This window comes from Streptomyces sp. NPDC057623, assembly GCF_042800355.1.
Taxonomy (GTDB): domain Bacteria; phylum Actinomycetota; class Actinomycetes; order Streptomycetales; family Streptomycetaceae; genus Streptomyces.
In genome coordinates this window covers 186931-210537 of record NZ_JBHVGZ010000005.1, presented here as the reverse complement: position 1 = coordinate 210537, position 23607 = coordinate 186931, and the positions used below count along the sequence as shown (strand labels likewise).

19 protein-coding genes and 1 riboswitch are annotated in these 23607 nt (G+C 71.7%); of the genes, 6 read left to right on the top strand and 13 right to left on the bottom strand.

The genetic code is table 11. The annotated features are described in order from the left end of the window. Positions 1–11: 11 nt before the first annotated feature. The 3 genes from ACFU95_RS08095 to ACFU95_RS08085 all read right to left on the bottom strand — a co-directional run bounded on the left by ACFU95_RS08095 (position 12) and on the right by ACFU95_RS08085 (position 3238). On the bottom strand, positions 12–410 hold the full coding sequence (locus ACFU95_RS08095; protein ID WP_383823429.1) for a RidA family protein: 399 nt from the start codon (positions 408–410) through the stop codon (positions 12–14). Positions 411–471: 61 nt separating this feature from the next. Further along, positions 472–2052 (bottom strand): alpha/beta hydrolase, encoded by a 1581-nt coding sequence (locus ACFU95_RS08090; RefSeq protein WP_383823426.1) that lies wholly within the window; start codon positions 2050–2052, stop codon positions 472–474. Between the two features lie 136 nt (positions 2053–2188). After that, positions 2189–3238 carry an Rv2578c family radical SAM protein gene (locus ACFU95_RS08085; protein WP_383823423.1) on the bottom strand — a complete coding sequence of 350 codons (1050 nt, stop codon included), beginning with the start codon at positions 3236–3238 and terminating at the stop codon, positions 2189–2191. 192 nt (positions 3239–3430) lie between these two features. Between ACFU95_RS08085 and ACFU95_RS08080 the strand changes: the two genes are divergently transcribed. The 4 genes from ACFU95_RS08080 (at position 3431) to ACFU95_RS08065 (ending at position 9967) form a co-directional block, all read left to right on the top strand. Continuing rightward, positions 3431–3874: an SRPBCC family protein gene (locus tag ACFU95_RS08080; protein WP_383823421.1), complete on the top strand. Its 444-nt coding sequence runs from the start codon at positions 3431–3433 to the stop codon at positions 3872–3874. Between the two features lie 156 nt (positions 3875–4030). Then, a complete protein-coding gene (locus ACFU95_RS08075; protein WP_383823418.1) occupies positions 4031–6421 on the top strand; it encodes an MFS transporter in 2391 nt (796 codons plus the stop codon). A gap of 186 nt (positions 6422–6607) precedes the next feature. Continuing rightward, complete coding sequence (locus tag ACFU95_RS08070) at positions 6608–9088, top strand: SpoIIE family protein phosphatase (RefSeq protein ID WP_383823416.1); 2481 nt, start codon at positions 6608–6610, stop codon at positions 9086–9088. Positions 9089–9241: 153 nt separating this feature from the next. Beyond that, on the top strand, positions 9242–9967 hold the full coding sequence (locus ACFU95_RS08065; protein WP_383823413.1) for a class I SAM-dependent methyltransferase: 726 nt from the start codon (positions 9242–9244) through the stop codon (positions 9965–9967). A gap of 69 nt (positions 9968–10036) precedes the next feature. Here ACFU95_RS08065 and ACFU95_RS08060 read toward each other — a convergent pair whose 3' ends face one another. The 4 genes from ACFU95_RS08060 to ACFU95_RS08045 all read right to left on the bottom strand — a co-directional run bounded on the left by ACFU95_RS08060 (position 10037) and on the right by ACFU95_RS08045 (position 15253). Further along, entirely contained in the window at positions 10037–12637 is a 2601-nt protein-coding gene (locus ACFU95_RS08060; protein WP_383823410.1) for an immunoglobulin I-set domain protein, read from the bottom strand. 93 nt (positions 12638–12730) lie between these two features. Then, positions 12731–13258, bottom strand: coding sequence for a hypothetical protein (locus tag ACFU95_RS08055; protein ID WP_383823407.1), 528 nt, complete (start codon positions 13256–13258; stop codon positions 12731–12733). Between the two features lie 198 nt (positions 13259–13456). Beyond that, positions 13457–14437 (bottom strand): hypothetical protein, encoded by a 981-nt coding sequence (locus ACFU95_RS08050; RefSeq protein WP_383823404.1) that lies wholly within the window; start codon positions 14435–14437, stop codon positions 13457–13459. Positions 14438–14503: 66 nt separating this feature from the next. Beyond that, entirely contained in the window at positions 14504–15253 is a 750-nt protein-coding gene (locus ACFU95_RS08045) for a hypothetical protein (RefSeq protein ID WP_383823401.1), read from the bottom strand. Between the two features lie 142 nt (positions 15254–15395). Here ACFU95_RS08045 and ACFU95_RS08040 point away from each other — a divergent pair, with 142 nt between their 5' ends. Beyond that, positions 15396–16487: a hemin ABC transporter substrate-binding protein gene (locus ACFU95_RS08040; protein ID WP_383823398.1), complete on the top strand. Its 1092-nt coding sequence runs from the start codon at positions 15396–15398 to the stop codon at positions 16485–16487. A 149-nt stretch (positions 16488–16636) separates the two neighbouring features. After that, the gene (locus ACFU95_RS08035; RefSeq protein ID WP_383823395.1) at positions 16637–18430 is read left to right on the top strand and encodes an FAD-binding dehydrogenase; all 1794 of its coding nucleotides are present in this window, start codon (positions 16637–16639) and stop codon (positions 18428–18430) included. Positions 18431–18461: 31 nt separating this feature from the next. On the opposite strand, the gene ACFU95_RS08030 is transcribed toward ACFU95_RS08035, so the two are convergent. From ACFU95_RS08030 to ACFU95_RS08005, 6 genes are all read right to left on the bottom strand, one after another. Further along, on the bottom strand, positions 18462–18878 hold the full coding sequence (locus ACFU95_RS08030) for a universal stress protein (RefSeq protein ID WP_383823392.1): 417 nt from the start codon (positions 18876–18878) through the stop codon (positions 18462–18464). Positions 18879–18880: 2 nt separating this feature from the next. Further along, positions 18881–20395: an APC family permease gene (locus ACFU95_RS08025; protein WP_383823389.1), complete on the bottom strand. Its 1515-nt coding sequence runs from the start codon at positions 20393–20395 to the stop codon at positions 18881–18883. A gap of 110 nt (positions 20396–20505) precedes the next feature. Beyond that, the gene (locus tag ACFU95_RS08020; protein WP_383823386.1) at positions 20506–21354 is read right to left on the bottom strand and encodes an ATP-binding cassette domain-containing protein; all 849 of its coding nucleotides are present in this window, start codon (positions 21352–21354) and stop codon (positions 20506–20508) included. Then, on the bottom strand, positions 21351–22100 hold the full coding sequence (gene cbiQ, locus ACFU95_RS08015; protein ID WP_383823384.1) for a cobalt ECF transporter T component CbiQ: 750 nt from the start codon (positions 22098–22100) through the stop codon (positions 21351–21353). The genes ACFU95_RS08020 and cbiQ overlap by 4 nt, the downstream gene beginning before the upstream one ends. Positions 22101–22106: 6 nt before the next feature. After that, positions 22107–22481 carry an energy-coupling factor ABC transporter substrate-binding protein gene (locus ACFU95_RS08010; RefSeq protein ID WP_383823380.1) on the bottom strand — a complete coding sequence of 125 codons (375 nt, stop codon included), beginning with the start codon at positions 22479–22481 and terminating at the stop codon, positions 22107–22109. Further along, positions 22478–23191: an energy-coupling factor ABC transporter permease gene (locus tag ACFU95_RS08005; RefSeq protein WP_383823377.1), complete on the bottom strand. Its 714-nt coding sequence runs from the start codon at positions 23189–23191 to the stop codon at positions 22478–22480. The genes ACFU95_RS08010 and ACFU95_RS08005 overlap by 4 nt, the downstream gene beginning before the upstream one ends. A 29-nt stretch (positions 23192–23220) precedes the next feature. Next, a riboswitch (cobalamin riboswitch) is annotated at positions 23221–23409 on the bottom strand. Positions 23410–23607 lie beyond the last annotated feature (198 nt).

Genomic DNA, 23607 nt, shown 5'->3' with positions numbered 1-23607 from the left:
TCCGCCCCCGATTAACCCGGCAGCACCGCGAACGCCTCGACCTCCATCAGGAACTCCGGGCGTACCAGCCCCGCGACCTGGACCGCCGACGCGGCCGGCAACCGCTCGTCGGGTATGTGCTCGGCGCGGGCCGCGCGCAGGGCGGGCATATGCGCCATGTCCGTGACGAAGTAGGTGAGCTTGATGACCTCGTCGAAGGTCGCTCCGGCCGCCGCGAGGCAGCGCCTCAGGTTCTCGAAGACCTGGCGGGCCTGGGCCGCCGGGTCGTCCTGGCCGACGAGCTCGCCCTCCTCGTCCAGGGCGAGCTGGCCGGAGACGGCGACGAAACGGCCGGTGCCGAGCACGACATGCGTGTACTGGGCGGCCGGGGCGACCCCGTCGGGGGCGGGAATCCTGGTCAGCTCACTCATGCGTCCATGGTGGACCATGGGTCTGACAACGCCCCCGACGGGCCGACGGGCCGTCAGGCGCTCAGTGGCGGAAGCCGATCAGCCTGTGCAGTTCGGCGCCGCGTGCCGCCGCCGACGTCGCCTTGGCGCTCAACGGCTTCGGGTCGGGCCGGGCCTCGCACACCGCGTCGACCGAGCCTTCGCCGCGCGGCACCGTGCCGTCGGTCAGATAGGCCGCGAGGTGCTTGTCCAGACAGGAGTTGCCGCCCAGCGTGATGCCGTGGTTGCCGCCGCCCCGCTCGACCACCAGGCTGGAGCGGGCCAGCTGACGGTGCACCGTGACGGCGCCCTGGTACGGGGTGGCCGCGTCGCCGGTCGACTGGAACAGCAGCACGGGCGCCACCTTGGCGTTGGTGACGCTCACGGAGGCGAGGGGCTTCTTCGGCCAGAACGCACACGGCGCGTTGTACCAGGCGTTGTTCCAGGTCATGAACGGCGCCTTCGCGTACACCTTCCAGTTGTCCGTCCGCCACCGCTGCCAGTCGCGTGACCAGGCGGCGTCGCGGCACTGGACGGAGGCGTAGATGCTGTAGCCGTTCTCGTCGGCCGCGTCCGCGGCGCCGACCTTCTCGTAGATCTCGGTCAACGGGTCGGCGTCCTTGTCGTTCACGTACGCCGCGAACGCCGCGGCGAGGTAGGGCCAGTAGCCGTTGAAGTAGCCGCCGGGGAGGAACGTGTCCTCCAGCTCGGAGGGGCCCACCTTCCCGCCGGCCGGCGCGTTGGCCAGGGCTGCCCGCATCGCGTACCACTTGGCCTCGACCTCCGAGGGATCGGTGCCCAGTCCGTACGTCCGGTTGTACTTGGCGACCCACGCCAGGAACGCGCGGTGGCGGTCGTTGAAGGCGATGTCCTGCGCGAGGTTGGCCTCGTACCAGACGCCGGTGGGGTCGACGACCGAGTCCAGGGCCGCGCGGCGTACCCGCTGCGGGAAGAGCTTGGCGTAGACCGCGCCGAGGTAGGTGCCGTACGAGTAGCCGAAGTAGCTGATCCAGCGGGCGCCGAGTGCGGCACGGATGCGGTCCATGTCGCGCACGGCGCTGATCGTGTTGAGGTGCGGCAGCACGTCCGCGTACTTCTTGCCGCAGGCCAGCGCGAAGGCCTTGGCGCGCCGGAGGTTGGCCTTCTCGATCCGTGGTGTGCGGGGCACGGAGTCCGGCCGCACCGCGGCGAAGTAGCCGGGCTTGCAGTTGACGGCCGGCTTGCTCGCGCCGACCCCGCGCGGGTCGAAGCCGATGACGTCGTACTGGGCCGCCACCGCCTTCGGCAGCGCGGAGGCGACGAATCCGGCGAGCGTGAGACCGCTGCCGCCGGGGCCGCCCGGGTTGACCAGCAGCGGGCCCTGGTACTTCTTCGCGGTGTGCGGGACGCGGGACAGCGCGAGGGTGATGTGCCGTCCGTGTGGATCGGCGTGGTCGAGCGGCACCTTCAGGGACGCGCACTGGAGCGTCGGGTACTTCGTGGTGCCGCACTTCTTCCAGGTGAGGGGTGCGGCCCGAGCGGTGTCCGCGGTGTGCGGGGCGCTCGCCCCGGCGGCGGGGACGGCCGTCACAGCCGTGGCCATGACGACGGCGGCACCGCACAGCACGGTTGCGCGTTTTCCCATGGGGTCCTCCCAGGACGGAGGGATGCGGACCGCGAGAGCCACGGTCCCGGCCGCATTCATCCCGGAACGGACGCCTGGAAGAACTGGTTGTGAGAAGACTTGACCCTATTGGGCCGAGAGATGCGCTCCAATGCCCTCAGAGCAGGGAGAGCTGGGTCGGTTCGGACCGCGTGTGTCCGGCGGGCTCCGGCGCCGGCTCGGGCTCGCGGATCCGCCGGGGCATGCCCGCGCGCGTGGGGCCGATGCCGTACTCCTGGGCCAGGTCGTGGACCTGACGGGTGATCCGGCGCTGGTACCACTTCGGCGCGTAGGCACCGTCCGCGTACAGCCGCTCGTAACGGCGCACCAGGTGCGGGTGCTCGCGGCCGAGCCAGGCCATGAACCACTCGCGCGCCCCGGGCCGCAGATGCAGCACCAGCGGCGTGACCGAGGTCGCCCCGGAGGCGGCGATGGCCCGCACGGTGGCCCGTAGCTGGGCCGGCTGGTCGCTCAGGAAGGGAATCACCGGCGCCATCAGCACCCCGCATCCGAGTCCGTGCTCGGTCAGGGTCCGTACGACGTCCAGGCGCCGCTCGGGGGCGGGCGTGCCCGGCTCCACGGTGCGCCACAGCTCGGGGTCGACGAAGCCGACCGAGACGCAGACGCCGACGTCGGTCACCTCGGCGGACTGCTTCAGCAGCTCCAGGTCGCGCAGGATCAGCGTGCCCTTCGTCAGGATCGAGTAGGGGTTGGCGTGGTCGCGCAGGGCGGCGAGGATGCCCGGCATCAGGCGGTAGCGGCCCTCCGCCCGCTGGTAGCAGTCGACGTTCGTGCCCATCGCTATGTGTTCGCCCTGCCAGCGACGTGCGGAGAGCTGGCGGCGCAGCAGCTCCGGCGCGTTCACCTTGACCACGATCTGGGAGTCGAAGCCGAGTCCCGTGTCCAGGTCCAGATAGCTGTGGGTCTTGCGGGCGAAGCAGTACACGCACGCGTGCGAGCAGCCACGGTAGGGGTTGACCGTCCACTCGAAGGGCATGCGCGAGGCGCCCGGCACCCGGTTGACGATCGAGCGGGCCCGGATCTCGTGGAAGGTGATCCCGGCGAACTCGGGAGTGTCGAAGGTACGGGTGACCACGGCGTCCGCGCCGAACAGCGCGGCGTCGGCCCGGCTGTGTCCGGACTCCAGGGTGAGGTTCTCCCAGCGCATGGTGCCTCCTCGGTAGCACTGCCCCCAGAATAGAACACATGTTCCCTTGATCGTGCGACCTGTCTCCCGGCTTCGTTTCCGATCACTGTGCGATCGCTTCGGTGGGCTGATCGGGACCCCGATTTGGGTGCTCCGGCGGCGGGGTGGTTGGCTTGCTCCAACCCCCGAGAAATCAGGTCCTGGAGGAAGTCAATGGCGCAGGTCGAGGCCACTACGGAGCGGGTCGTCGCGGCGGACGCGGAGAAGGTGTTCGACGCCCTCGCCGACTACAGCGGCACCCGGCAGAAGATCCTGCCCGAGCACTTCAGCGAGTACGAGGTGCGCGAGGGCGGCGACGGCGAGGGCACCCTCGTCCACTGGAAGCTCCAGGCCACCAGCAAGCGCGTCCGCGACTGCCTGCTGGAGGTCAGCGAGCCCACCGACGGCGAGCTCGTCGAGAAGGACCGCAACTCCTCCATGGTCACCACCTGGCGGGTCACCCCGGCCGGTGAGGGCAAGTCCCGGGTCGTCGTCACCACCACCTGGCAGGGCGCCGGCGGCATCGGCGGCTTCTTCGAGAAGACGTTCGCCCCCAAGGGTCTCGGCCGCATCTACGACGCGCTGCTCGCCCGGCTCGCCTCCGAGGTCGAGAAGTAAGTCCCCGGTGTCCGGGGGCCCTTGGTCTCCTCTGGCCTCCTCACCGGATCGAGTGGATCTCAGTCGTGTCCGGGACGGCGCCGTAACTCGCCGTGCTTGCTCGTAGTTGTCGCCTATTGCGGGAAATGTGAGCAGGTACGGCGAGGGGAGCGGTACGTGGGCGGCACGACTCTGGTGCAGGACGAAACCGTCACCGCACCTCCTGCACAGGCTCCGCCCCAGGAGGCCGAGCCCCGACTGAGCCCGCGCCGGGTGCGGTTGGTCTTCCTGGCGCTGATGCTCGCGCTGCTGCTGGCCGCGCTGGAGCAGATGATCGTCGCCACCGCGCTGCCGAAGATCGTCGGCGAGCTGCACGGCCTGGACAGGATGTCCTGGGCGATCACCGCCTACCTCCTCACCGCCACCGTCGGACTGCCGATCTACGGCAAGCTCGGCGATCTCCTCGGCCGCAAGGGCGTCTTCCAGTTCGCGATCGTCGTCTTCGTCGTCGGCTCCGCGCTCGCCGGGCGGGCCGAGACGATGGACCAGCTGATCGCCTACCGCGCGGTCCAGGGCGTCGGCGCGGGCGGGCTCATGATCGGCGTCCAGGCGATCATCGCGGACATCGTGCCGGCCCGGGAGCGCGGCCGCTTCATGGGCCTGATCGGCGCGGCTTTCGGGCTCGCCTCGGTCGCCGGGCCCCTGCTGGGCGGCTATTTCACGGACCACCTCTCCTGGCGGTGGTGCTTCTACATCAACGTCCCCTTCGGCCTCGTCACCCTGGCCGTCGTCGCCGTCGTACTGAAGCTGCCCAAGCCGAAGGCCAGGGCCCGGCTCGACGTCCTCGGCGCGCTGCTGCTCGCCGCCGCCTCCACCTGCCTGGTCCTGCTGACCAGTTGGGGCGGCACCGAGTACGCCTGGGACTCCCACGTCATCCTCGGCCTCGGCGCCGGTGCGGCCCTCGCCACCGTCCTCTTCCTCGTCGCCGAGCACTTCGCCGTCGAACCCCTCATCCCGCTGCGGCTGTTCAGGGACTCCGTCTTCAACATCACCGGACTCGTCGGCCTGGTGATCGGCGTCGCCCTGTTCGGCGCCGCCAGCTATCTGCCGACCTACCTCCAGATGGTCGACGGGGCCACGGCCACCGAGTCGGGCCTGCTGATGCTGCCGATGATGGGCGGCATCGTCGGCGCCTCCATCGTCTGCGGCCAACTCATCAGCCTCACCGGCCGCTACAAGATCTACACCGTGCTCGGCAGCGCTCTCTCGGCCCTCGGCATGTGGCTGCTGTCGCGGCTCGAAGCGGACACGTCCCGGCTGCACTACAGCCTCTGGATGGCGGTGCTCGGCGCGGGAATCGGCATGGTGATGCCGGTCCTGATCCTCGCCGTGCAGAACTCCGTGCGCCCCGCCGACCTCGGCACCGCCACCAGCGCCAACAACTACTTCCGGCAGATCGGCGGCAGCGTCGGCGCCGCCGTCTTCGGCACCCTCTTCGCCGGACGGCTCGCGGACGCCCTGGCCGAACGCCTCCCCACGCGCGCGGGCGGCGAGCTGCCCGACCCCGAGTCCATCACCCCGCAGCTCGTCCACACCCTGCCCCCGGCGCTGCGCGACAGCTACATCCAGGCCTACGCCGACGCCATGCCGAGGATCTTCCTCTACCTGGTGCCGGTGCTCGTCCTCGGTCTGCTCATCGCCTTCTTCCTCAAGGAGACCCCCCTGTCGACCGATGCCGCGTCCCACGACGCCCCGGAGGCGGAACGGGCGCCGGTGAACGCCCAGATCCCCGCGGCCCGTTCGCGGTACGCCCCCGAAGTCCCCGTGCGCGGCACGGTGCAGCATCCCGACGGCACGTTCGTACGGCGCGCGGCGCTCACGCTCATCGACATCGCCGGGCAGCAGGTCGGGCGGGGCGGCAGCGGCGACGACGGCCGGTACACGCTGGCGACGCCGGGCCCGGGGTCGTACGTCATGATCGCCGCGGCGGGCGGCCACCAGCCGCAGGCCGTCTCCGTGACCGTCGGCGAGCACCCCGTCGAACTGGACATCGTCCTCGGCGGCGCCGGACGCCTCGCCGGCCGGGTGCTCACCCCGGACGGCACCCCCGTGGACGCCACCGTCACGCTCACCAACGTGCACGGCGAGGTCGTCGCCACCACCCGCAGCGGATGCGAGGGCGGCTACGTCATCACCGAACTCGTCGCCGGCGAGTACACCCTCGCCGCGAGCGCGGCGGCGTTCCGCCCGGCCGCCGTTCCCGTCACCGTCAAGGCGGCCCGCGAGACCCGCCAGGACATCGAACTCGCCGGCGGCGCCCTGCTGCGCGGCACCGTGCGGGCGGGCGGCGGACGGCCCGTCGAGGACGCGCGCGTGACCCTCCTCGACGCGGCCGGCAACGTCATGGACTCGCTCACCACGGGACCGGACGGCACCTTCCGGTTCGTCGATCTGGCCACCGGCGAGTACACCGTCATCGCCACGGGTTACCCGCCGGTCGCCACCGTGCTCCAAGTCGCCGGAGGGGGCCGCACGGAACGCGATCTCCAGCTCGGGCACGAGGACTGAGCCGACCACCGGGACCCGGCCCTGTCCTGCGCGGACGCGCTGCGGACGGGCCCGTCGGCCGACGCGCGAGCCGACGTGAACCTGTCTCATCAATTGTCGTATTGCGGCACATCACCTCGGCCCGGAGCCGTACGGTGGTGGGGGCGCGCAGATCTTGCGGAGCCTTGGGGAGAGAGGGCCTGGGCCATGGACCGTGGCACCGAGAGGGACGGCGCGGTGGCGGAACAAGCCGCGTCCGGACGCATCCCGCTGGCCGTGGTCGTGGTGGACCGCGAGGGCCTCGTCTCGCACTGGAGCTCCGGCGCACGCCGTCTGTTCGGTGCCGTCAAGGAGGAGGCGATCGGACGCCCGGCCGTCGACCTCCTGCCCGTCTCCGGAGCGCTCCCCGAGGACGACGACGTCTCCCCGTACGGCGCCTACGCGGCGTACGACGGTCTCGGCCACGACCTCGAATCGTCCCTCGACGGCCGGTTGTACTACCCGGCGGCGGGCCGCGCCCGGCTCACCGTGCCCGAGCGAAGCGAGACGGGGGCCCCTCCGCCCGAGGGCTGGGGGAGCGACCGCGTCGACGTGCTGTGGTGGGCCTACCCCTTGGTGGGACCCGGCCCTGAGCGGCTGCTGGTGCTCGGCGCCGACGTGGGACGGCTCCAGCAGGACGACCAGGACCACGACGACCCCACCGGCTACGAGCGCGTCGCTCCCGGGTTCGCCCTGCACACCGACTTCCCCGGTGCCGAGGAACTCGCCCGCAGGCTCCCCGAGATCCTGCCCAGCATGAGCGTCGACGAGAGCGCCCGCATCGTGGGCCAGATCCTCGAACTGGGCTATCCGGTCCTGGAGTTCAGCCAGAACGACCGGGTCCCCGTCACCCCCGACTGGGGCGTGCCCCGGCGCGTCGAGCGCAGGGCCCGCCGGGAGCGGGCCGCCCGGGCAGCCGCTCAGGGCCTGCCGTTACCGCAGGAGGACCCCGACGACGTCGAGAACCTCGAATACGCGGCCGTACGCGAACGGCTGGAGTTCCTCAACGAGGTCAGCGGCCGCATCGGCACCTCCCTCGATCTGTCGCGGACCATCGTCGAGGTCAGCAAGGCCGTCGTGCCCCGCTTCACCGACGTCGCCGGCACCTATCTGCGCGAACAGGTCGTCGCGGGTGAGGGGTTCCCCGAAGGCGTGCCGGACACGACCACCATGTGGCACCGGGTCGCCATCGAGCACACCGACGAGCCCGGCCGCTGGGACGACGTCGTGCCGGTCGGAGAGGCCATGCCCTTCCCGGCCCACACGCCGTTCTTCCAGTGCATGACCACCGGCGATCCCGTGCTGGTGCCGCGCATCAGCGAGGAGATGGGCCATGCCATCGCCTCCCAGTTCGAGAAGCGCGACATCCGGCCGCTGATCACGGGCCGGTCCATGCTGGTCGTGCCGCTCAAGGCCCGTGACGTCGTGCTCGGCTTCATGATCCTGCTGCGCCACCCCGAGCGGCCCGTCTTCAACGACATGGACCGCGTCACCGGCGCCGAACTCGCCGCCCGCGCGGGCCTCGTGCTCGACAACGCGCGCATGTACACCTACCAGGAGAGCGTCGCCGAGACCCTCCAGGACAGCATGCTGCCGCACATCCCGCCGCGCATGGCGGGCTGCGACATCGCCACCCGCTATCTGCCCGGCACCCTCCTCGGACGGGTCGGCGGCGACTGGTTCGACTCCGTGAAACTGCCCGGAGCGCGCACCGCCCTCGTCGTCGGCGACGTGATGGGCCACGGCCTCAACTCGGCGGCCATGATGGGCCAGTTGCGGACCGCCGTGCAGACCATGGCCGCCCTGGACCTGCCGCCCGCCCGGCTGCTGCGCAACCTGGACGACCTCGCCCAGCGCCTCGGCGACACCTACCTCGCGACCTGCCTGTACGCCGTGTACGACCCCATCGCGAGCGAGCTCCACATCGCGAACGCCGGCCATATCCCGCCCGTTCTGGTCCATGCCGCCGACGGGCGCAGCGAGCTGCTCGACCTGCCGACGGGTGCGCCGATCGGCGTCGGAGGGGTGCCCTTCGAGGCGGTACGCGTGCGGGTGGAGCCCGGCGACCGGATCGTGATGTGCACCGACGGCCTCGTCGAGGTGCGCGGCGAGGACATCGGTGTCGGCCTGGCGACCCTCTGCGAGTCCGCAGCTCACCCCGCCGCCGCCATGGACGACGCCTGCGACACCATCATCCGCGCACTCAACCCCCGTGGCGGCCGCAAGGACGACGTGGCCCTGCTGATGGCCCGGCTGGCCGGCATCGAACCGCAGGACGTCGCCGAGTGGCGGCTGGCCCTCGATCCGGTGGAGGTCGGCCGGGCCCGCGCCGTCGTCCGGGAGCAACTGCACGACTGGGGCCTGGGCAGGCTCGCCGACAGCGCCGAGCTGATGGTCAGCGAGCTCGTCACCAACGCCGTACGGCACTCCCACCACCGCCCCGTCGAACTGCGCCTCGTGCGCGGCGACACGCTGCTGTGCGAGGTGGACGACGACGACCACGATCTGCCGACCCTGCTCAACGCCGGGCCCACCGACGAGTCCGGGCGCGGCCTGCGGGTGGTGAGCGTGCTCGCGCGGGAGTGGGGCACGAGCCGTACGAGCACCGGCAAGGCCGTCTGGTTCGAACTCACGGTCCCGCGACGCTGACACATCGTGGCCCGAAGGGCGCACGACGGCGTATCGGTCTCGAATGCGGAGTGAAGGTATGCGCCGCGTGCTTGTGGCCGAAACCGGGCCGCGATAGACCGTACTCGCCCGTCACTTCACGGCGGGTCGGCGTCGCAACCTGGGGAGTCGGTCATGAGCGTGACGAGTCGATACCGGGCGGCCTGGGAGGGCTTCTGGAGTGAGGCCCCCGAGGAGCAGGGGGCGGTGTTCTGGGACGCGGAGCCGGCCCTGACCGCCGGCCGCCATCTGGCCCTCTTCGAGGCACACCTGACCGATCCGGGCCTGGCCATGGTGGATCTGGGCTGCGGCAACGGCACCCAGACCCGGTTCCTCGCCGAGCGCTTCCCACGCGTCGTAGGCGCCGACCTGTCCGCCGCGGCCCTCGACCACGCACGCCGCGCCGACCCCGCGGGGCAGGCGACGTACCGGTTGTCCGACGCCGTGGAGAAGGCCGAGGCCGAGACGCTGCACGCCGAACTCGGCGACGCCAACATCTATATGCGGGGCGTCCTGCACCAGGCCGAGTCCGACGACCGGCAGTCGATGGTGAACGGGATCGCCACGCTGGTCGGCGAGCGCGGCCGGGCCTTCCTCGTCGAGCTCTCCGAGTCCGCCAAGCCCGTCCTGCTGGGCCTCGCCCAGAGCCCCTCGGGACCGCCGCCCAAGCTCGCGCCCGTCTTCCGGCACGGCATCGCCCCCGGCGAGGTGGCCGACGAGGCTGTGCCCGAGTACCTGCGTGCGGCCGGACTCACCGTCCTCGCGAGTGGCGAACTGCCGCTGATCACCACGGAGTACGGGCCCGACGGCACGCGCATCGAGCTGCCGTCGAAGTGGTGGGTGGCGGGCCGCACGGTGTGACGGGTCCCGACCGGAGTTGAGGGTGGTTCGCCCCGCGGCGCGGGCACCGGAGGGCGGACCACCCCAGGATCACTCGACCCCGCGGCCCCGGCGGTAGGCCACCCAGCCCGTGGCCACCAGGGCGGCCGCGAGTGCGGCGGCGGAGATCACGGAGACGCCGGTGGAGGCGAGGCCGCCGCCCGCGGTGGACGTGCCGGTGCCGCCGGTGGCCGACCCCGTGGTGCTGCCACCGGTCGTGTCCGTTCCGCCGCCCGTCGTGCCGCCCGAGGAGCCGGAGCCGCCCGTCCCGCCGGTGTCCCCGGGCTCCGGGTCCGTGTCCACCGGGTCCTGTCCGACGAAGCTGACCGGGACCTTCACGTCCTGGGAGCGGTCGCCCGAGAGGGTGTGGTCGGCGCGGGTGGCGAGGACGCACCTGGCCTTGAAGCAGTCGGTGAACTCGTCCTTGGCGTCCACCGACAGTTCGACCTCGAAGGAGCCGCCGTCGCCGTACGGGATCGCGAGGTCCTGGCCGTAGTCCGGCGGGTTGGAGGAGATCCACGCCGAGGAGTGGGACGCGCCGCTCATGTCGACGCCGCCGACGCACGGAGTCGGCAGTTCGCCGTCGCCGTTGTCGACACACAGGGCGACGTAGACGCCCTTGTCGACGTCGTAGCCGGAGCCGGTGACCTTCAGCGTCTGGTTCTCGGTGGCCAGGTGGTTGACCGGGGTGACGGTGAGCTTCTGGCCTTCGGTACCGGTCTCGGTCCTGCTGCCCGAGGGCTCGGAGTCCTCGCCGTCGCCGCCGCCGTCCCCGGTGGACTCGGTGACCGTCAGCGTGATGGGTGCGGTGCGCGTCGTGCCCACGGAGTTCGTGAACTCGGCGCGGTACCGGTAGCCGTCCTGCGCCGCCCTGGCGGTGAAGGAGTACGTGTTCCTCGTCGCGCCCTCGAGCGTCGACCAGGTCTGGCCGCCGTCCGGGCTGACCTGCCAGCGCACGGTCGGCTCCGGGGTGCCCTCGGCCGCCGCGACGAACGTGACCTCGTCGCCGGGGTCGACGGACTGGTCGGTGGGGGACTGGGTGACCTTGGGGGACATGCGCAGGTCGAGCTTGACGACCTTGCTCTCCGCCTGCTTGGTGACGTACACGGACGTCGCACCCTTGGCGACGGCGACACCCGCGTAGGCGCCCGCGAGGCTGCCCGGGAGGGAGACCGGGTCGGCCGTCTGCCGGAACGTCGCGCCGTCGAGGACCTGGAGCGAGCCGTTTTTGTCCGAGGTGCTCTCGGAGAGGTCCTCGCGCAGCACGAAGGCCCGCCCGGTGGTCTTGTCGAAGGCCGCCGCCGTGGGCCGGTCCGCGCCCGTCAGGGTGGTCAGCGGCTTGCCGTCCTTGTCGAAGACGAGCACCGAGGTCCCGCTGCCCACCCAGACGTTGCCGGTGGCCGGGTCCGGTTCGACGAAGAAGACGGAGTCGGCGGGGAGTTCGGCCGTGGCGGTGACCTCGAAGGTGGCGGTGTCCACGCGGCGCAGCACCGTCCTGCCCTCGGTGGTGCCCACGGACCAGGCGGCGCCGTGCGCGGCGTCCACGCCGAGCTGGTTGCCGCCCTCCAGCGTGACCGTGCCGCGCACGGCGCCGGTGGCGACCTCGACGCGGCGCAGCTCGGGGCCGGCCGCGACCAGGACGGTGGAGGTGTCCGCGTCCTGGCCGACGCCGGTGAACGTCGCTCCGTTGAACCAGACGCCCTGCGCGACGGTGTCCCCGTTCCTGGCGGTGCCCACGCCGCGCAGCGGGTAGTGGAAGACCACGCCGTCGCCCGGGAGCGGACCGGCGATCCGCCGGACCACACGGGCGGCCATCGCACCGTTCGCGCCGGGTGCCTGGGCGATGTGGCTGAGGACCCTGCCGTCCCCCGGGTCCAGGACGTACAGGCCCTGCTCGGCCACGTCGGAGGTGTCGGGGATGTTGTCCGAACCGACGTACAGCTTCCCTGAGTCGGGGTGCAGGAGGAGGTCCAGGGGGCGTCCGGCGGTGGTGAACTCGGCCGCTCTCACATAGCTGACGGTGCCCGGCGGGACGTCCACACCGTCGCCGCCGTCGTCGCCGTCACCGGGGTCCTGGCCCTCGAAGGTGATCGGGATGCGGACGTCCTGGGAGCGGTCGCCGGTGCCGTTGTGATCGACACGGGTGACGACCGAGCAGGCGACCTCCAGACAGTCGAGGCCGCTGTCCTTGGCCTTGACGCCCAGGTCGACGTCGAAGGTGCCGCCCTCGCCCCACCGTTCGGCGATCGTGCCCGCGCCCTCGTCCGAGGCGTCCCGCGGGATGATCCACGCCGAGGAACCGCTGCCGCCGCTCTGGTCGGCGCCGCCGAGGCAGGGGGTGGGGATGCGGTTGTCGCCGTTGTCCTTGCAGACGGCGACGTAGACACCCTTGGTGTCGTCGTAGCCCTCGCCGGTGACGCGCAGGGTCTCGCCGGCCGGGTCGATGTTCGCGGAGGCGGAGACCGAGAGTTTCTGGCCGTCCTTGCCCAGTGCCGTCTTCGGGGTGTCGGCGGCCTGGGCGGGTGAGCCGACGGTCACGGCCGTGGCTCCGGCGGCCACCAGGGCGACGGCGCCCAGAAGCGCCGCGGGGCGTCTGAGCCGGCGCACGGCCGGGGTGTCCGGCCGCCGCCGCTCGGTTGTGTCGTCTGTCATGGCGGGTTCCTACGGGAAGGTGAGGGGGATGCGGACGTGCCGGAACGGGCCGGCCGGGTGGCCGGCCCGGGTACCAGTCGGTGCTACGGGCGCCTACTGGAAGGTGATCGGGACGTGCACGTCGTAGTTGCGGTCGTTGGTGTCGAAGTGGTCGGCACGCGTGACGACGGCGCAGTCGACGTCCTGGCCGCAGACGGTGCCGTCCTCGAGGGTGGCCTTGACGAAGATGTCCACGTCGAAGGTGCCGCCGGAGCCGAACTTGGAGCTGTTGGCGAACATGCCGCCGAAGGTGTTGTTGACCCAGTGCGAGGCGCCGGTGGAGCCGCTCTCGTCCTGGCCGCCCAGACACGGGGTGGGCTTGTTCGCGCCCGGTGCGCCGTTGACCACGCACAGACCCACGTAGATGCCCTGCCCGGTGTTGAAGCCGGAGCCGGTGACGTTGATGACCTGTCCGGCGGCGGTCGCCGTGTTCGGAGCGGTCACCGAGAGGTTGTACGTCGTGCCGCCGTCGGTGATCGTGCGCGTCGAGGTGGCGGCGGACGCCGAGGTCGCCAGGCCCAGGGTGAGGGCGGTGGAGGCCACGAGGGCGAAGCCGGCGCGGGCGGAGTGAACGGGTCTCATGGTGAGGGGACACCTTTCCGGGTGTGCGACAACCCCGTGGGGGGTTAGGTAAGGCAAACCTAAGTACGACTTCCCGTCGCTTGTCAACGCATGGCAAAGAAATTCCAAATCCCGCTGCTGGAAAGGGAGTTGGGCATGCCGAGGAGCGGGCCGTGCGGCCCGCTCCTGGTCGCGGATTCGCTCCGTCTCGCACCCGGGTCAGCCCGAGGAGCGGACCTCGAACCGGGTGGCCGCCAGGCGTTCGCCGGTGACGGAGCGGAACTCGACGGTGTGCGGGCCCTCGGTGGCGGTCGCGTACACCGGGAAGGTCCGGGAGACGCGGCCCTCCTCGTCGGCCACCGCCTGGTACCGGGTGTCGGCGTCGATCGCGACGAGGACGACCTCGCCGGGCTCGAAGCCAGCGCCGCCCGCGGTCTGTTCGCCGCCCGCTGTCAGTTCCCCGGCCGACACGGTCGCCACGGGCGCGGAGGAGGGCGTGGCGCGGTCCGGCTGTTTCGGCCCGTTCGGTGCTGGGGTGTCCGGCGGCGGAGACGGTGTCCCGGCGGGCGGCGCGGAGTCGGCGGGCCCGGGGGAGGCGGCGCTCCCCGTGCCGACCGTCACATCGAGTCGGCCCAGACCGTCGCCCTGCGCGAACGGCTCCCCGCTCCACTGCGCCAGCAGCCGCGCGCCCTCCTTGGTGAGTGACGCCCGCAGCCCGGTCCACGTCATCCCGCCCGTCCGTACGGCAGGGGCGGCGCCGTCCGCCGTCACCTCCGCCAACGCCAGCTCGCGCGCGTGGCCGCCGGTGGTCGTACGGGCGTGGAGGGCGCCGCCGTCACCGCCGTCCAGCTCCAGTCGCAGGCCGCCCAGCGTCAACGGCGCCACCGAGTCGGAGGCCGGAACGATCCGGGCCGCGCCGCCCAACTCGACCGCCGCGGCGCCGGATTCGGGATCCGCGCCGCCGCCCGTCGCCGGGAACCAGACGCGGTCCGCGGATCCTCCCGCGGCGGGTTCGCTGACGTCGATCTCCATGCCGTGGTCGGTCGGCTCCGCGCCGGCCGTCGTCCAGCTCACGTACCCGCCGGACACCGGGCGCGGGAACGGATCCGCGTCCTGTGCGACCGCCGACCCCGCGCCCGGACACAGCAGCGCGAGCAGGGCGCCGCCGGTCACGGCGGCGCCGCCGGGTCTTTTCGCCATCTTCAGGTCTCCCTCTGGAGTGTGAGGTCGGGTGCGGGGCGGCATGCGAGGCCGGCCCGCGCGCGGTCAGCCCGCGCTCGCCGCGCGGCGTCGCCCGCGGGCCCAGAGCCAGGTCCCGGTGCCGGCCGCGACCAGGGCGACCGCCGCCCCGCCGGCCGTCAGGGCGATGGAACCGGTGCTCGCGAGGGGCCCGCCGGACGTCGTGTCGCCGCTGCCGGCCGAACTGTCCGTGGTGCCACCGCCGGTCGTGCCCGCACCGGCCGTCGCGGTCGGCGTCGCCGCGGCGCCGTCGCCGTTCGACGCGCTCCCGCCGCTGCCGCCGAACGTCACCGGGATCCGGACCGTCTGGCTCTGGTCGCCGCCCCGGGTGTGGTCGTTGCGGGTGATGACGGCGCATTTCACGCCGGATTCGGTGCAGTCGGTGTTCGCGTCCTTGGCGCGCACCTTCAGCCGCACGCTGAACGAGCCCTTGTGGCCGCTGCCTTCGTACGGTTTCGCCAGCCCCTCCCCGTACGAAGGCGGGTTGGAGGAGACCCAGGCGGACGCCCCGGACTCGCCGGACATGTCCACTCCGCCCACGCAGGGCGTGGGGGTCTTCCCCGCGCCGTTGTCCACGCAGAAGGCGACGTAGATGCCCTTCTCGGTGTTGTAGCCGGAACCCGTCACGGTCACCGTCTCGCCGTCCGGGTCGAGGCCGGAGGACTTGGAGACGGTGAGTCTCTGGCCCTCGGGGCCCGTCGACGAACCGCCCGCAGCGGCTGCCGGCGAGGCGGCCGGAAGCACCAGGAGGACGGAGGCGGCCGCGGCCGCCCTCACGGTCGTACGAGCAACTCGCCTGCCGCGCAGGCCACATGGCGATTTCACGTCGCACCCCCACCAGGAGTTAATAAGGTAAACCTAACCTAAGCTATTGATCAACTCGATGTGACACGAGAGTCCGGAGGGCCGAGCGATGCGAATGACCGGAAGACCCCACCCAGTGGCCGGAAGGCCCCATCCGGAGGAATGCGGGGCGCACCCGGGATCCCCGCGCCGCCGGGCCCTCGCGCCCCTCGCCCTGGCGCTCGCGTTGCTGACGGGTGCCTGCGGCGGCGGGGGCGGAGGAACCTCGGCCGCGGACCAGTCACCGGCTTCCGCGAGCGCACGTGCCGCCGCGGCCGAGAAGCAGCTCGCGAAGAACACCCTCGTCCCGCTCGAAGGCGAGCCGCCCGCCCCGAAGCTGCCGGTCACCGTCGACTCCTCCGACGGCCGGAAGGTGACGGTGAAGGACGCCTCGCGCATCCTGCCGCTCAACGGCGGTGTCGCGGAGATCGTGTTCACACTGGGCCTCGGCGACCGGGTCGTCGGCCGGGACATCACCGCCACCTTCGCGGAGGCGAAGAAGCTCCCGCAGGTCACCAAGGCGCACGACGTGAGCGCGGAGGGCGTGCTCTCGCTGCGGCCGACCGTCGTGCTGGCCGACACCGACACCGGACCTCGGGAGGCCATCGACCAGATCCGGGACGCCGGCGTCCCCGTCGTCGTCCTCGACCCCGCCACCGAACTCGCCGACGTCACCACCCGCACCACCCGCGTCGCCGAGGCGCTCGGCGTTCCCGCGGCCGGCAAGGCCCTGAACCGGCGCATGAGCGACGAACTCGCCGCCGCCCGCGCCTCCGTGCCCAAGGGCAGCAGGCCCAAGGTCGCCTTCCTGTACATGCGCGGCAGCGCGGCCGTCTATCTGATCGGCGGCAAGGGGTCGGGTGCCGACTCGCTCGTCGAGGCCGCGGGGGCCGTGGACGCGGGCGAGGAGGCCGGGCTGGACAAGCCGTTCACGCCGATCACCAGCGAGGCCCTGGCGCGGGCCCAGCCGGACGTGATCCTGATGATGACCAAGGGGCTGGAGTCGGTCGGCGGGGTGGACGGTCTGGTCGGCATTCCGGGGGTCGGCCAGACGCCGGCCGGGATGAACCGCCGGGTCGTCGACATGGAGGACGGGGTGCTGCTCGGCTACGGGCCGCGTACGCCGTTGGTGATCGACATCCTGGTGGACCGCATCCACCAAACATGAGAAAAGTTCACGGTTGCAGCATCTGGCGACCTCGACACCCCCTGGGCTACCGTCGGTAACACCCGCTTTCGCAGCGGCCTCTCGTGTGTCTCCCGCCCCGCGCAGCACCCCTGCGTCGTTCCCCTGCGTACCTCCCCGGAAGGCAGCCCATGGAGAACCCGTCAGCCCCTGTCGCGATCACCCGCCGTCGTGCCCTGACCGTCGCCGGCGGGGTGCTCGCCGGAGCCGCTCTCACTCAGGCGACGTTCCCGGCCTTCGCGGCCTCGGCCGGCTCCTCGGACGCGGACGCCATCGTCGTCGGCCACGGGCTCGCCGGGCTGGTCGCCACGGCCGAACTGGCGGCGGCGGGACGCAAGGTGCTGCTCCTGGACCAGGAGCCGGAGGCGAGTCTCGGCGGACAGGCGTTCTGGTCCTTCGGCGGGCTCTTCTTCGTCAACTCCGACGAGCAGCGGCTGATGGGCGTCAAGGACTCGCACGACCTGGCCTGGCAGGACTGGCTGGGCACGGCCGGCTTCGACCGCGGGATCACCGACCCCTCAGGGCAGGACCACTGGGCCTACAAGTGGGCCGAGGCGTACGTGGACTTCGCCTCCGAGGAGAAGCGGTCCTGGCTGGCCGGGCTCGGCATGCAGTGGTTCCCCATCGTCGGCTGGGCCGAGCGCGGCGGCGGGCTCGCGGACGGGCACGGCAACTCGGTGCCGCGCTTCCATGTCACGTGGGGCACCGGGCCGGCCGTGGTCGAGCCGTTCGAGAAGAAGGTCCGGGCGGCCGTGGCGGACAAACTGGTCACCTTCAAGTTCCGCCACCGGGTGGACGAGCTGATCGTCACGGACGGTGCCGTCACCGGCGTACGCGGCGCCGTCCTGGAGCCGAGCGACGCGGCACGGGGCAAGCCCAGTTCCCGCACCGTGGTCGGCGAGTTCGAGCTCAACGCCCCCGTGGTGGTCGTCACCTCCGGCGGCATCGGCGCCAACCACGACCTGGTGCGGCAGAACTGGCCCGCCCGGCTCGGCACCCCGCCCAAGTCCATGGTCACCGGTGTGCCCGCGCACGTGGACGGCCGCATGCTGGCGATCACCGAGAAGGCGGGCGGCCGGATCGTCAACCCCGACCGGATGTGGCACTACACCGAGGGCCTGAAGAACTACGACCCGATCTGGCCCGGCCACGGCATCCGCATCCTGCCCGGCCCGTCCTCCATGTGGTTCGACGCCACCGGCAAACGCTTCTCCAGCCCCGACATCCCGGGCTACGACACCCTGCACACCCTCAAGTCGATCACCGACTCGGGACACGAGTACTCCTGGTTCGTCACCACGCAGAAGATCATCGCGAAGGAGTTCGCGCTGTCCGGCTCCGAGCAGAACCCGGACCTCACCGAGAAGAACATCTGGATGCTGCTCTCCCGTATCTGGCAGACGCCGGAGCCGATCGAGCGGTTCAAGGAGAAGGGCGAGGACTTCGTCGTCGCCAAGACCCTGCCCGAACTCGTCGCGGGAATGAACAAGCTGACCGGCGACAACCTGATCGACCTCGCCGACCTCAAGCGGCAGATCGAGGCCCGCGACCGCGAGATGGACAACCCCTACACCAAGGACGCCCAGGTCATGGGCATCCGTAACGCGCTCGCCTATCCGGGTGACACGCTCAGCCGCACCGCGGCCGCCCACAAGATCCTGGACACGAGCGCCGGCCCCTTGATCGCGGTGCGTCTCAACATCCTCACCCGGAAGACGCTCGGCGGCCTCCAGACCGACCTCTCCGGCCGCGTCCTGGACGCCTCCGGGACCCCGATCTCCGGTCTGTACGCGGCCGGAGAGGTCGCCGGCTTCGGCGGCGGCGGCGTCCACGGCTACCGCTCCCTGGAGGGCACCTTCCTCGGCGGCTGCCTGTTCTCGGGCCGGATGGCGGGGCGGGCGGCGGCAGCGGCGACCGGGACCTGAACCGGTCGTCCCGGGCAGACGTCGGGACGGCTCAGGTCTCGGTCGGCACGCAGAGGACCGGGACGCGGGAGAGGTGCAGGAGCTTGTGGGGGGTCGAGCCCAGCAGCGCCCCGCGCACCGGGCTCTCGCCCCAGGTGCCCACCACGATGAGCCGCGCCGCATGGCGTGCCGCGGCATCCAGCAGCGCCGGTGCGGGCTTGTGGTCGATGAGCTCGACCGTGGCCCGCACGCCGGCCTCCTCCGCCACCCGGACCGCGTGATCGAGGGCGTGATGGCCGGCTTCGCGGACCGCCTCCCGATGGGCCGCGTACTCGTCGCCCATGGCACCCGGGGCCGCGGTGGCGTAGACCAGCACGAGGGGTTCGCCGAACGCCGCCGACATCTCGATCGCGACGGTCAGCGCACGCACGGCGCCGGGGGACTCGTCGAAGCCGAGGACCACTGACATCTTCAGGACTCCTTGCTCCCCGGCCCGTCACCGTCGACGAGGGCGGGGTCGACCACACCGGGGCGTTCCGACCAGAACACGGGAGCCAGCAGCCGCCATACGACCATGATGACCACGCCCGTGACGGAGATGCCGATGCCGATGACGAGCGGGGGGCCGAGCCCGAACCACGAGTCGCCGCTGTAGGAGTTGGCGGGGTCGGACATGTCGATGACCGATTCCACCAGCAGCCAGGACAGCAGCCCGGCACCGACGAGCGGGCCGAGGCCGATGAGGACGAAGTGGTGGACGCTTCTGGTCAGTTGGCGGCGGTAGTAGACGGCGCAGGCGACACCGGTGAGCGCGTAGTAGAACGCGATCAGCAGCGACAGCGCGGTGAGCGAGTCGAACAGCGCGTTGGAGCTGATCTCACTGACCACGAGGTACCAGGCGATGGCGATGCCGGCGACCCACCAGGTGCTCACGTCCGGGGTACGGAACCGCGGATGGATCCGGCCGAAGTGCGCGGGCAGCGCATGACGCCGCGCCATGGACAGCGCCGTGCGGGACGCCGGGATGATCGTCGTCTGCGTCGACGCCAGCGCGGACGTCGACACCGCGAGCAGGACGACCCAGTGCCAGCCGCCCATGGCCTCCTCGGCGAGCAGGGCGAAGATGAACTCCTCCTCCGCCGCGTTCTCGGCCAGATAGGCCGTTCCGGCGTAGGCGACCACCGCGAAACCGACCGCCACATAGGTCACCAGCAGAATGACCGTCGACCACACGGCGGCCTTGCCCGGAGCGGTGGCGGAGTCCTCGGTCTCCTCGGTGAGGTTGACCGCCGACTCCCAGCCCCAGTAGATGAACACGCCGAGCAGCAGGGCCCCGGTCAGCGATGCCCCTCCGGCTCCGAAGGGGTCCAGCCAGCTGATCGACGGTTCGATGGCGTCGAGCGTGCCGGTGTCGGCGTACACCCGGTACAGCGCCACCACGGCGAAGGCGAGCAGACAGACGACCTGCGCGAGGATCAGGATGTTCTGCACCCTGGCCGACACCTCGGTGCCGATGACGCAGATGGCCGTCATCACCAGGATGAGCAGCACCGTCAGCAGCCGGCGAAGGGCGTCGTTGTCCACCCAGCTGTCCAGGCCGAAGGCGAGCAGGGCGAAGGTCACGGCCACGTCCGCGAGCGATCCGACGACCAGCACCCCGGTCATCGCGATGGCCCAGCCGCCGAGCCACCCGGCCCACGGCCCCATGGCCCGGGTGACCCAGGAGAACGTGGTGCCGCAGTCCTGGTCGACCTTGTTGAGGTAGTAGAACGCCGAGGCGATCAGCAGCATCGGCACGAACGACGCCAGCATCACACCGGGGGCGTAGATCCCCACCAGTGCCACCACCGGGCCGATGACCGCCGCCACCGAGTACGCCGGGGAGGTGGCGTTGAGCCCGATGACCAGCGCGTCGAGGAACCCGATCGCATCGGGCTTCAAGCCGGCGGACTGCGGTGGGCCCGCGCCCGCGAGGTCCTTGGCCATGTTCCCTCACTCCCGTACTCCCGGTGTACGTCGATCCCATAGAACAGGGAGTGAGAGGACATTCAGGTCATTGATGACTTTTGGCGGTCATATGTCGCCCACGGGTCGGGTCAGCCCTCGGCGGGCGCCGAGATGAGGGCGGCCAGGTCCTCGGCGGTGCGCGGACCGTCCGCCGCCTCGGTCAACAGGCCGTGGGAAAGAAGGAGCCGGGCGGCCGCGACGCCCCAGGGCAGCCGTAGTCCGGCCTGCTGGAGGAGTTCCGTGCGGGCCAGCATCGCGGGCGCGGGACCGGTGCGTACGCCGGACGGGGTGAGCAGCGCCGCGTCGTCGGCCCAGCGCAGGGCCAGGTCGACGTCGTGGGTGGCCATGACGACCGTGGTGCCGCCCGCGCGCAACCCGTCGAGGGTGGCGAGCAGGCGCTCCTGGCCGTCCGGGTCGAGCCCGGCGGTCGGTTCGTCGAGGATCAGCACGCGGGGCCGCATCGCGACGGCGCCCGCGATCGCCGTGCGCTTGCGCTGCCCGTACGACAGCAGATGCGTGGGCCGGTCGGCCAGCGCGGTGATGTCCAGGGCGGTGAGCGCCTCGTCGACCCGCACCCGTACCTCGGCATCGGACAGGCCGAGGTTCAGCGGGCCGAAGGAGACGTCCTGGGCGACGGACGCGGCGAACAGCTGGTCGTCCGGGTCCTGCACCACCAGCTGGACGGTCGTCCGCAGCCGCGTCAGCCCCTTGCGGTCGTACGTGACCGGCGCGCCCGCCACGGTCAGCCGGCCGTCGTGCGGGCGCAGGCCGCCGCTGAGCAGCCGCATCAGCGTGGTCTTGCCACTGCCGTTGCGGCCGAGCAGCGCCAGCGCGCGCCCCTCGCACACGTCGAAGTCGAGGCCGCTGAGCACGACGGGGCCGTCCTCGTAGGCGTAGGACGCGCCCCGCAGGGCGACCAGGGCGGTGGGCTCGCTCATGGCAGGGCCCTTTCCAGTACGAGGGTGAGGGCGGCCAGCGTCGCGAGGAGTGCGCAACTCGCGGCCGTGAAGCGGACGGAGACCCGGGCCTCGGGCACCAGGACGCGCAGGGTGCCGTCGTAGCCGCGCCCGGCGAGCCCGGCCTGGAGCCGGGTGGCCCGGTCGAAGGCCCGCACGAAGGCGGTGGCACCGAGCCCGGCCAGCGACCGCCACTCCGCGGCCCGTCCGGTGTGCCCGAGCCGGGCGGCCTGGGCCTCCCGGATACGGCGCATGGAGTCCAGGAGCAGGAAGCTCATGCGGTACGTCACCAGGGCGACGTCGACGACGGGCGCGGGCACGCCGGCCTTCACCAGACGGGGCAGCAGATCCGACATAGGGGTGGTGAAGGCGAACAGCAGCACCCCGAGTGAGGCGGCCGAGGTGCGCAGCAGCAGCTCCCCGGCCCGCAGCGGGCCCTCGTCGGCGAGGGACACGAAGCCTTCCGGCCCGCCGACCTGGACCAGCAGGGTGAGCGCACCGGTCACACAGAAGCCGAGCGGCACGCGGTAGGCGCGCCACAGCCGCCGCGCGGGCACGCCCGCCGGACCCAGCAGTACGGCGAGGGCGGTGGCCAGGATCAGTGCGGCGCCCGGCCAGGGCGGCAGCGAGATCGCGAGCACGGTGAGGCCGAGCCCGAGCACGGCCTTGTCCACGGGGTGACGGCGGCGCCAGCGACTGCTGTGCGCCGCCGCGTCGATCGGCAGCACGAGGCGTCAGGCCCTTTCAGCCGTGGACTCCTCGGGGGTGGCACCGGCCGAGCCGCCGGTGTCACCCACCCGCTCCAGCGCCCGCTGCTCTCCCTGCCGCCGTCCCCGGTGCAGGCCGAAGTAGTAGGCGAGGACCCCGGCGCCGAGGGCCGCCTGGAGGGAGAACAGCGCCGACTCGATCTCGCCGGACGGCGGCTCGTACAGCGGCGAGAACCACGGCTCGTAATCCGGCTTGATCTCGGTGATCGCCGACTCCGCCTCACTGTCGGCGCCCGTGAACGGCTCCTCCTTGTGGTCACCGAGGCCGAGGGCCAGCGGCAGCACGGCGAGGGCGGCCACGACGAGCAGCAGCAGGACGTTGATCTTCGTGTTCCTGCTCATCGGGCCACCGCCTCGGTCTCGGTCTCGGCTTCGGTCCGGGACTGCCTCTTGGTCAGGAGTACGCCCAGCCGGGTCAGTTCGCCCTTGCTGGACTGCACCAGCAGCCGCATCACGAGCACCGTGAGCAGTCCCTCGCTGACCGCGAGGGGGATCTGGGTGACGGCGAAGATGGAGCCGAACTTGCCGAGCGCGCCCAGGAATCCGCTGCTCGGGTCGGGGAAGGCGAGCGCCAGCTGGACGCTGGTCACGCAGTAGGTGGACAGGTCGGCGACGAAGGCCCCGAAGAACACCGCGACCATCAGCGGCACGTCGTACCGCCGTAGGAGTCGGTAGATCGCGTATCCGGCCCAGGGCCCGACGATCGCCATCGAGAAGACGTTGGCGCCGAGCGTGGTCAGACCGCCGTGCGCGAGCAACAGCGCCTGGAAGAGCAGGGTGATGGTGCCCAGGACGGCCATGATCGGCGGCCGGAACAGGATGGCACCGAGGCCGGTGCCGGTGGGATGCGAGCAGCTGCCGGTCACCGAGGGCAGCTTCAGCGCGGACAGGACGAACGTGAAGGCTCCGGAAGCACCGAGGAGCAGTGTGCTCTCGGGGTGCTCCTTGACTTCACGGGTGAGTGAACGGACGCCGTGGACGACGAAGGGCGCGGACGCGACGCCCCAGGCGACCGCGTGCGCCGGAGGCAGGAAACCCTCGGCTATGTGCATGGCTCAGCAGACCCTCTCCAGCACCTCGTGGATGGTTGACGCGCCTTGGCCGGTCTCCTGGCTTACGGGTACCACCGCCCGTGCTCCGCCTTCCCGGGTCCCGAAGGACCCAGTGGCTGCCCGTTTGAGGGCCGGAGCCGGACTTCCCGATTCACAGTGGCGAGGGCCGCACCGGCATCACACCGGCTTTCCCGTTCACCAAGGCGTGGTGACAGTAGTGCCCGGACAGGGTGGCTGACAAGCGCGCCTCAGGGGCGCGAAAGGGTCGCTCGACCGCTCACGACGTGCCCGTGCGCAGGGCCGGATGCCGCACTCCCCGGCCTCCCCCGGCGCCCTGTCCTTACGTGGCGCGGGCGGATGCCGCGGTGGCGGGACTCGACCTCGATACGGCTCTCCGACTCGTAGGAAGTTCCCTC

Bases quoted from the DNA above. Each gene is read 5' to 3' on its own strand.
- ACFU95_RS08060 (WP_383823410.1), bottom strand. From the start codon at position 12,637: ATGACAGACGACACAACCGAGCGGCGGCGGCCGGACACCCCGGCCGTG.
- ACFU95_RS08070 (WP_383823416.1), top strand. From the start codon at position 6,608: ATGGACCGTGGCACCGAGAGGGACGGCGCGGTGGCGGAACAAGCCGCG.
- ACFU95_RS08085 (WP_383823423.1), bottom strand. From the start codon at position 3,238: ATGCGCTGGGAGAACCTCACCCTGGAGTCCGGACACAGCCGGGCCGAC.
- ACFU95_RS08025 (WP_383823389.1), bottom strand. From the start codon at position 20,395: ATGGCCAAGGACCTCGCGGGCGCGGGCCCACCGCAGTCCGCCGGCTTG.
- ACFU95_RS08055 (WP_383823407.1), bottom strand. From the start codon at position 13,258: ATGAGACCCGTTCACTCCGCCCGCGCCGGCTTCGCCCTCGTGGCCTCC.
- ACFU95_RS08030 (WP_383823392.1), bottom strand. From the start codon at position 18,878: ATGTCAGTGGTCCTCGGCTTCGACGAGTCCCCCGGCGCCGTGCGTGCG.
- ACFU95_RS08010 (WP_383823380.1), bottom strand. From the start codon at position 22,481: ATGAGCAGGAACACGAAGATCAACGTCCTGCTGCTGCTCGTCGTGGCC.
- ACFU95_RS08050 (WP_383823404.1), bottom strand. From the start codon at position 14,437: ATGGCGAAAAGACCCGGCGGCGCCGCCGTGACCGGCGGCGCCCTGCTC.
- ACFU95_RS08065 (WP_383823413.1), top strand. From the start codon at position 9,242: ATGAGCGTGACGAGTCGATACCGGGCGGCCTGGGAGGGCTTCTGGAGT.
- ACFU95_RS08090 (WP_383823426.1), bottom strand. From the start codon at position 2,052: ATGGGAAAACGCGCAACCGTGCTGTGCGGTGCCGCCGTCGTCATGGCC.
- ACFU95_RS08020 (WP_383823386.1), bottom strand. From the start codon at position 21,354: ATGAGCGAGCCCACCGCCCTGGTCGCCCTGCGGGGCGCGTCCTACGCC.
- ACFU95_RS08040 (WP_383823398.1), top strand. From the start codon at position 15,396: ATGACCGGAAGACCCCACCCAGTGGCCGGAAGGCCCCATCCGGAGGAA.
- ACFU95_RS08095 (WP_383823429.1), bottom strand. From the start codon at position 410: ATGAGTGAGCTGACCAGGATTCCCGCCCCCGACGGGGTCGCCCCGGCC.
- ACFU95_RS08080 (WP_383823421.1), top strand. From the start codon at position 3,431: ATGGCGCAGGTCGAGGCCACTACGGAGCGGGTCGTCGCGGCGGACGCG.
- ACFU95_RS08005 (WP_383823377.1), bottom strand. From the start codon at position 23,191: ATGCACATAGCCGAGGGTTTCCTGCCTCCGGCGCACGCGGTCGCCTGG.
- ACFU95_RS08035 (WP_383823395.1), top strand. From the start codon at position 16,637: ATGGAGAACCCGTCAGCCCCTGTCGCGATCACCCGCCGTCGTGCCCTG.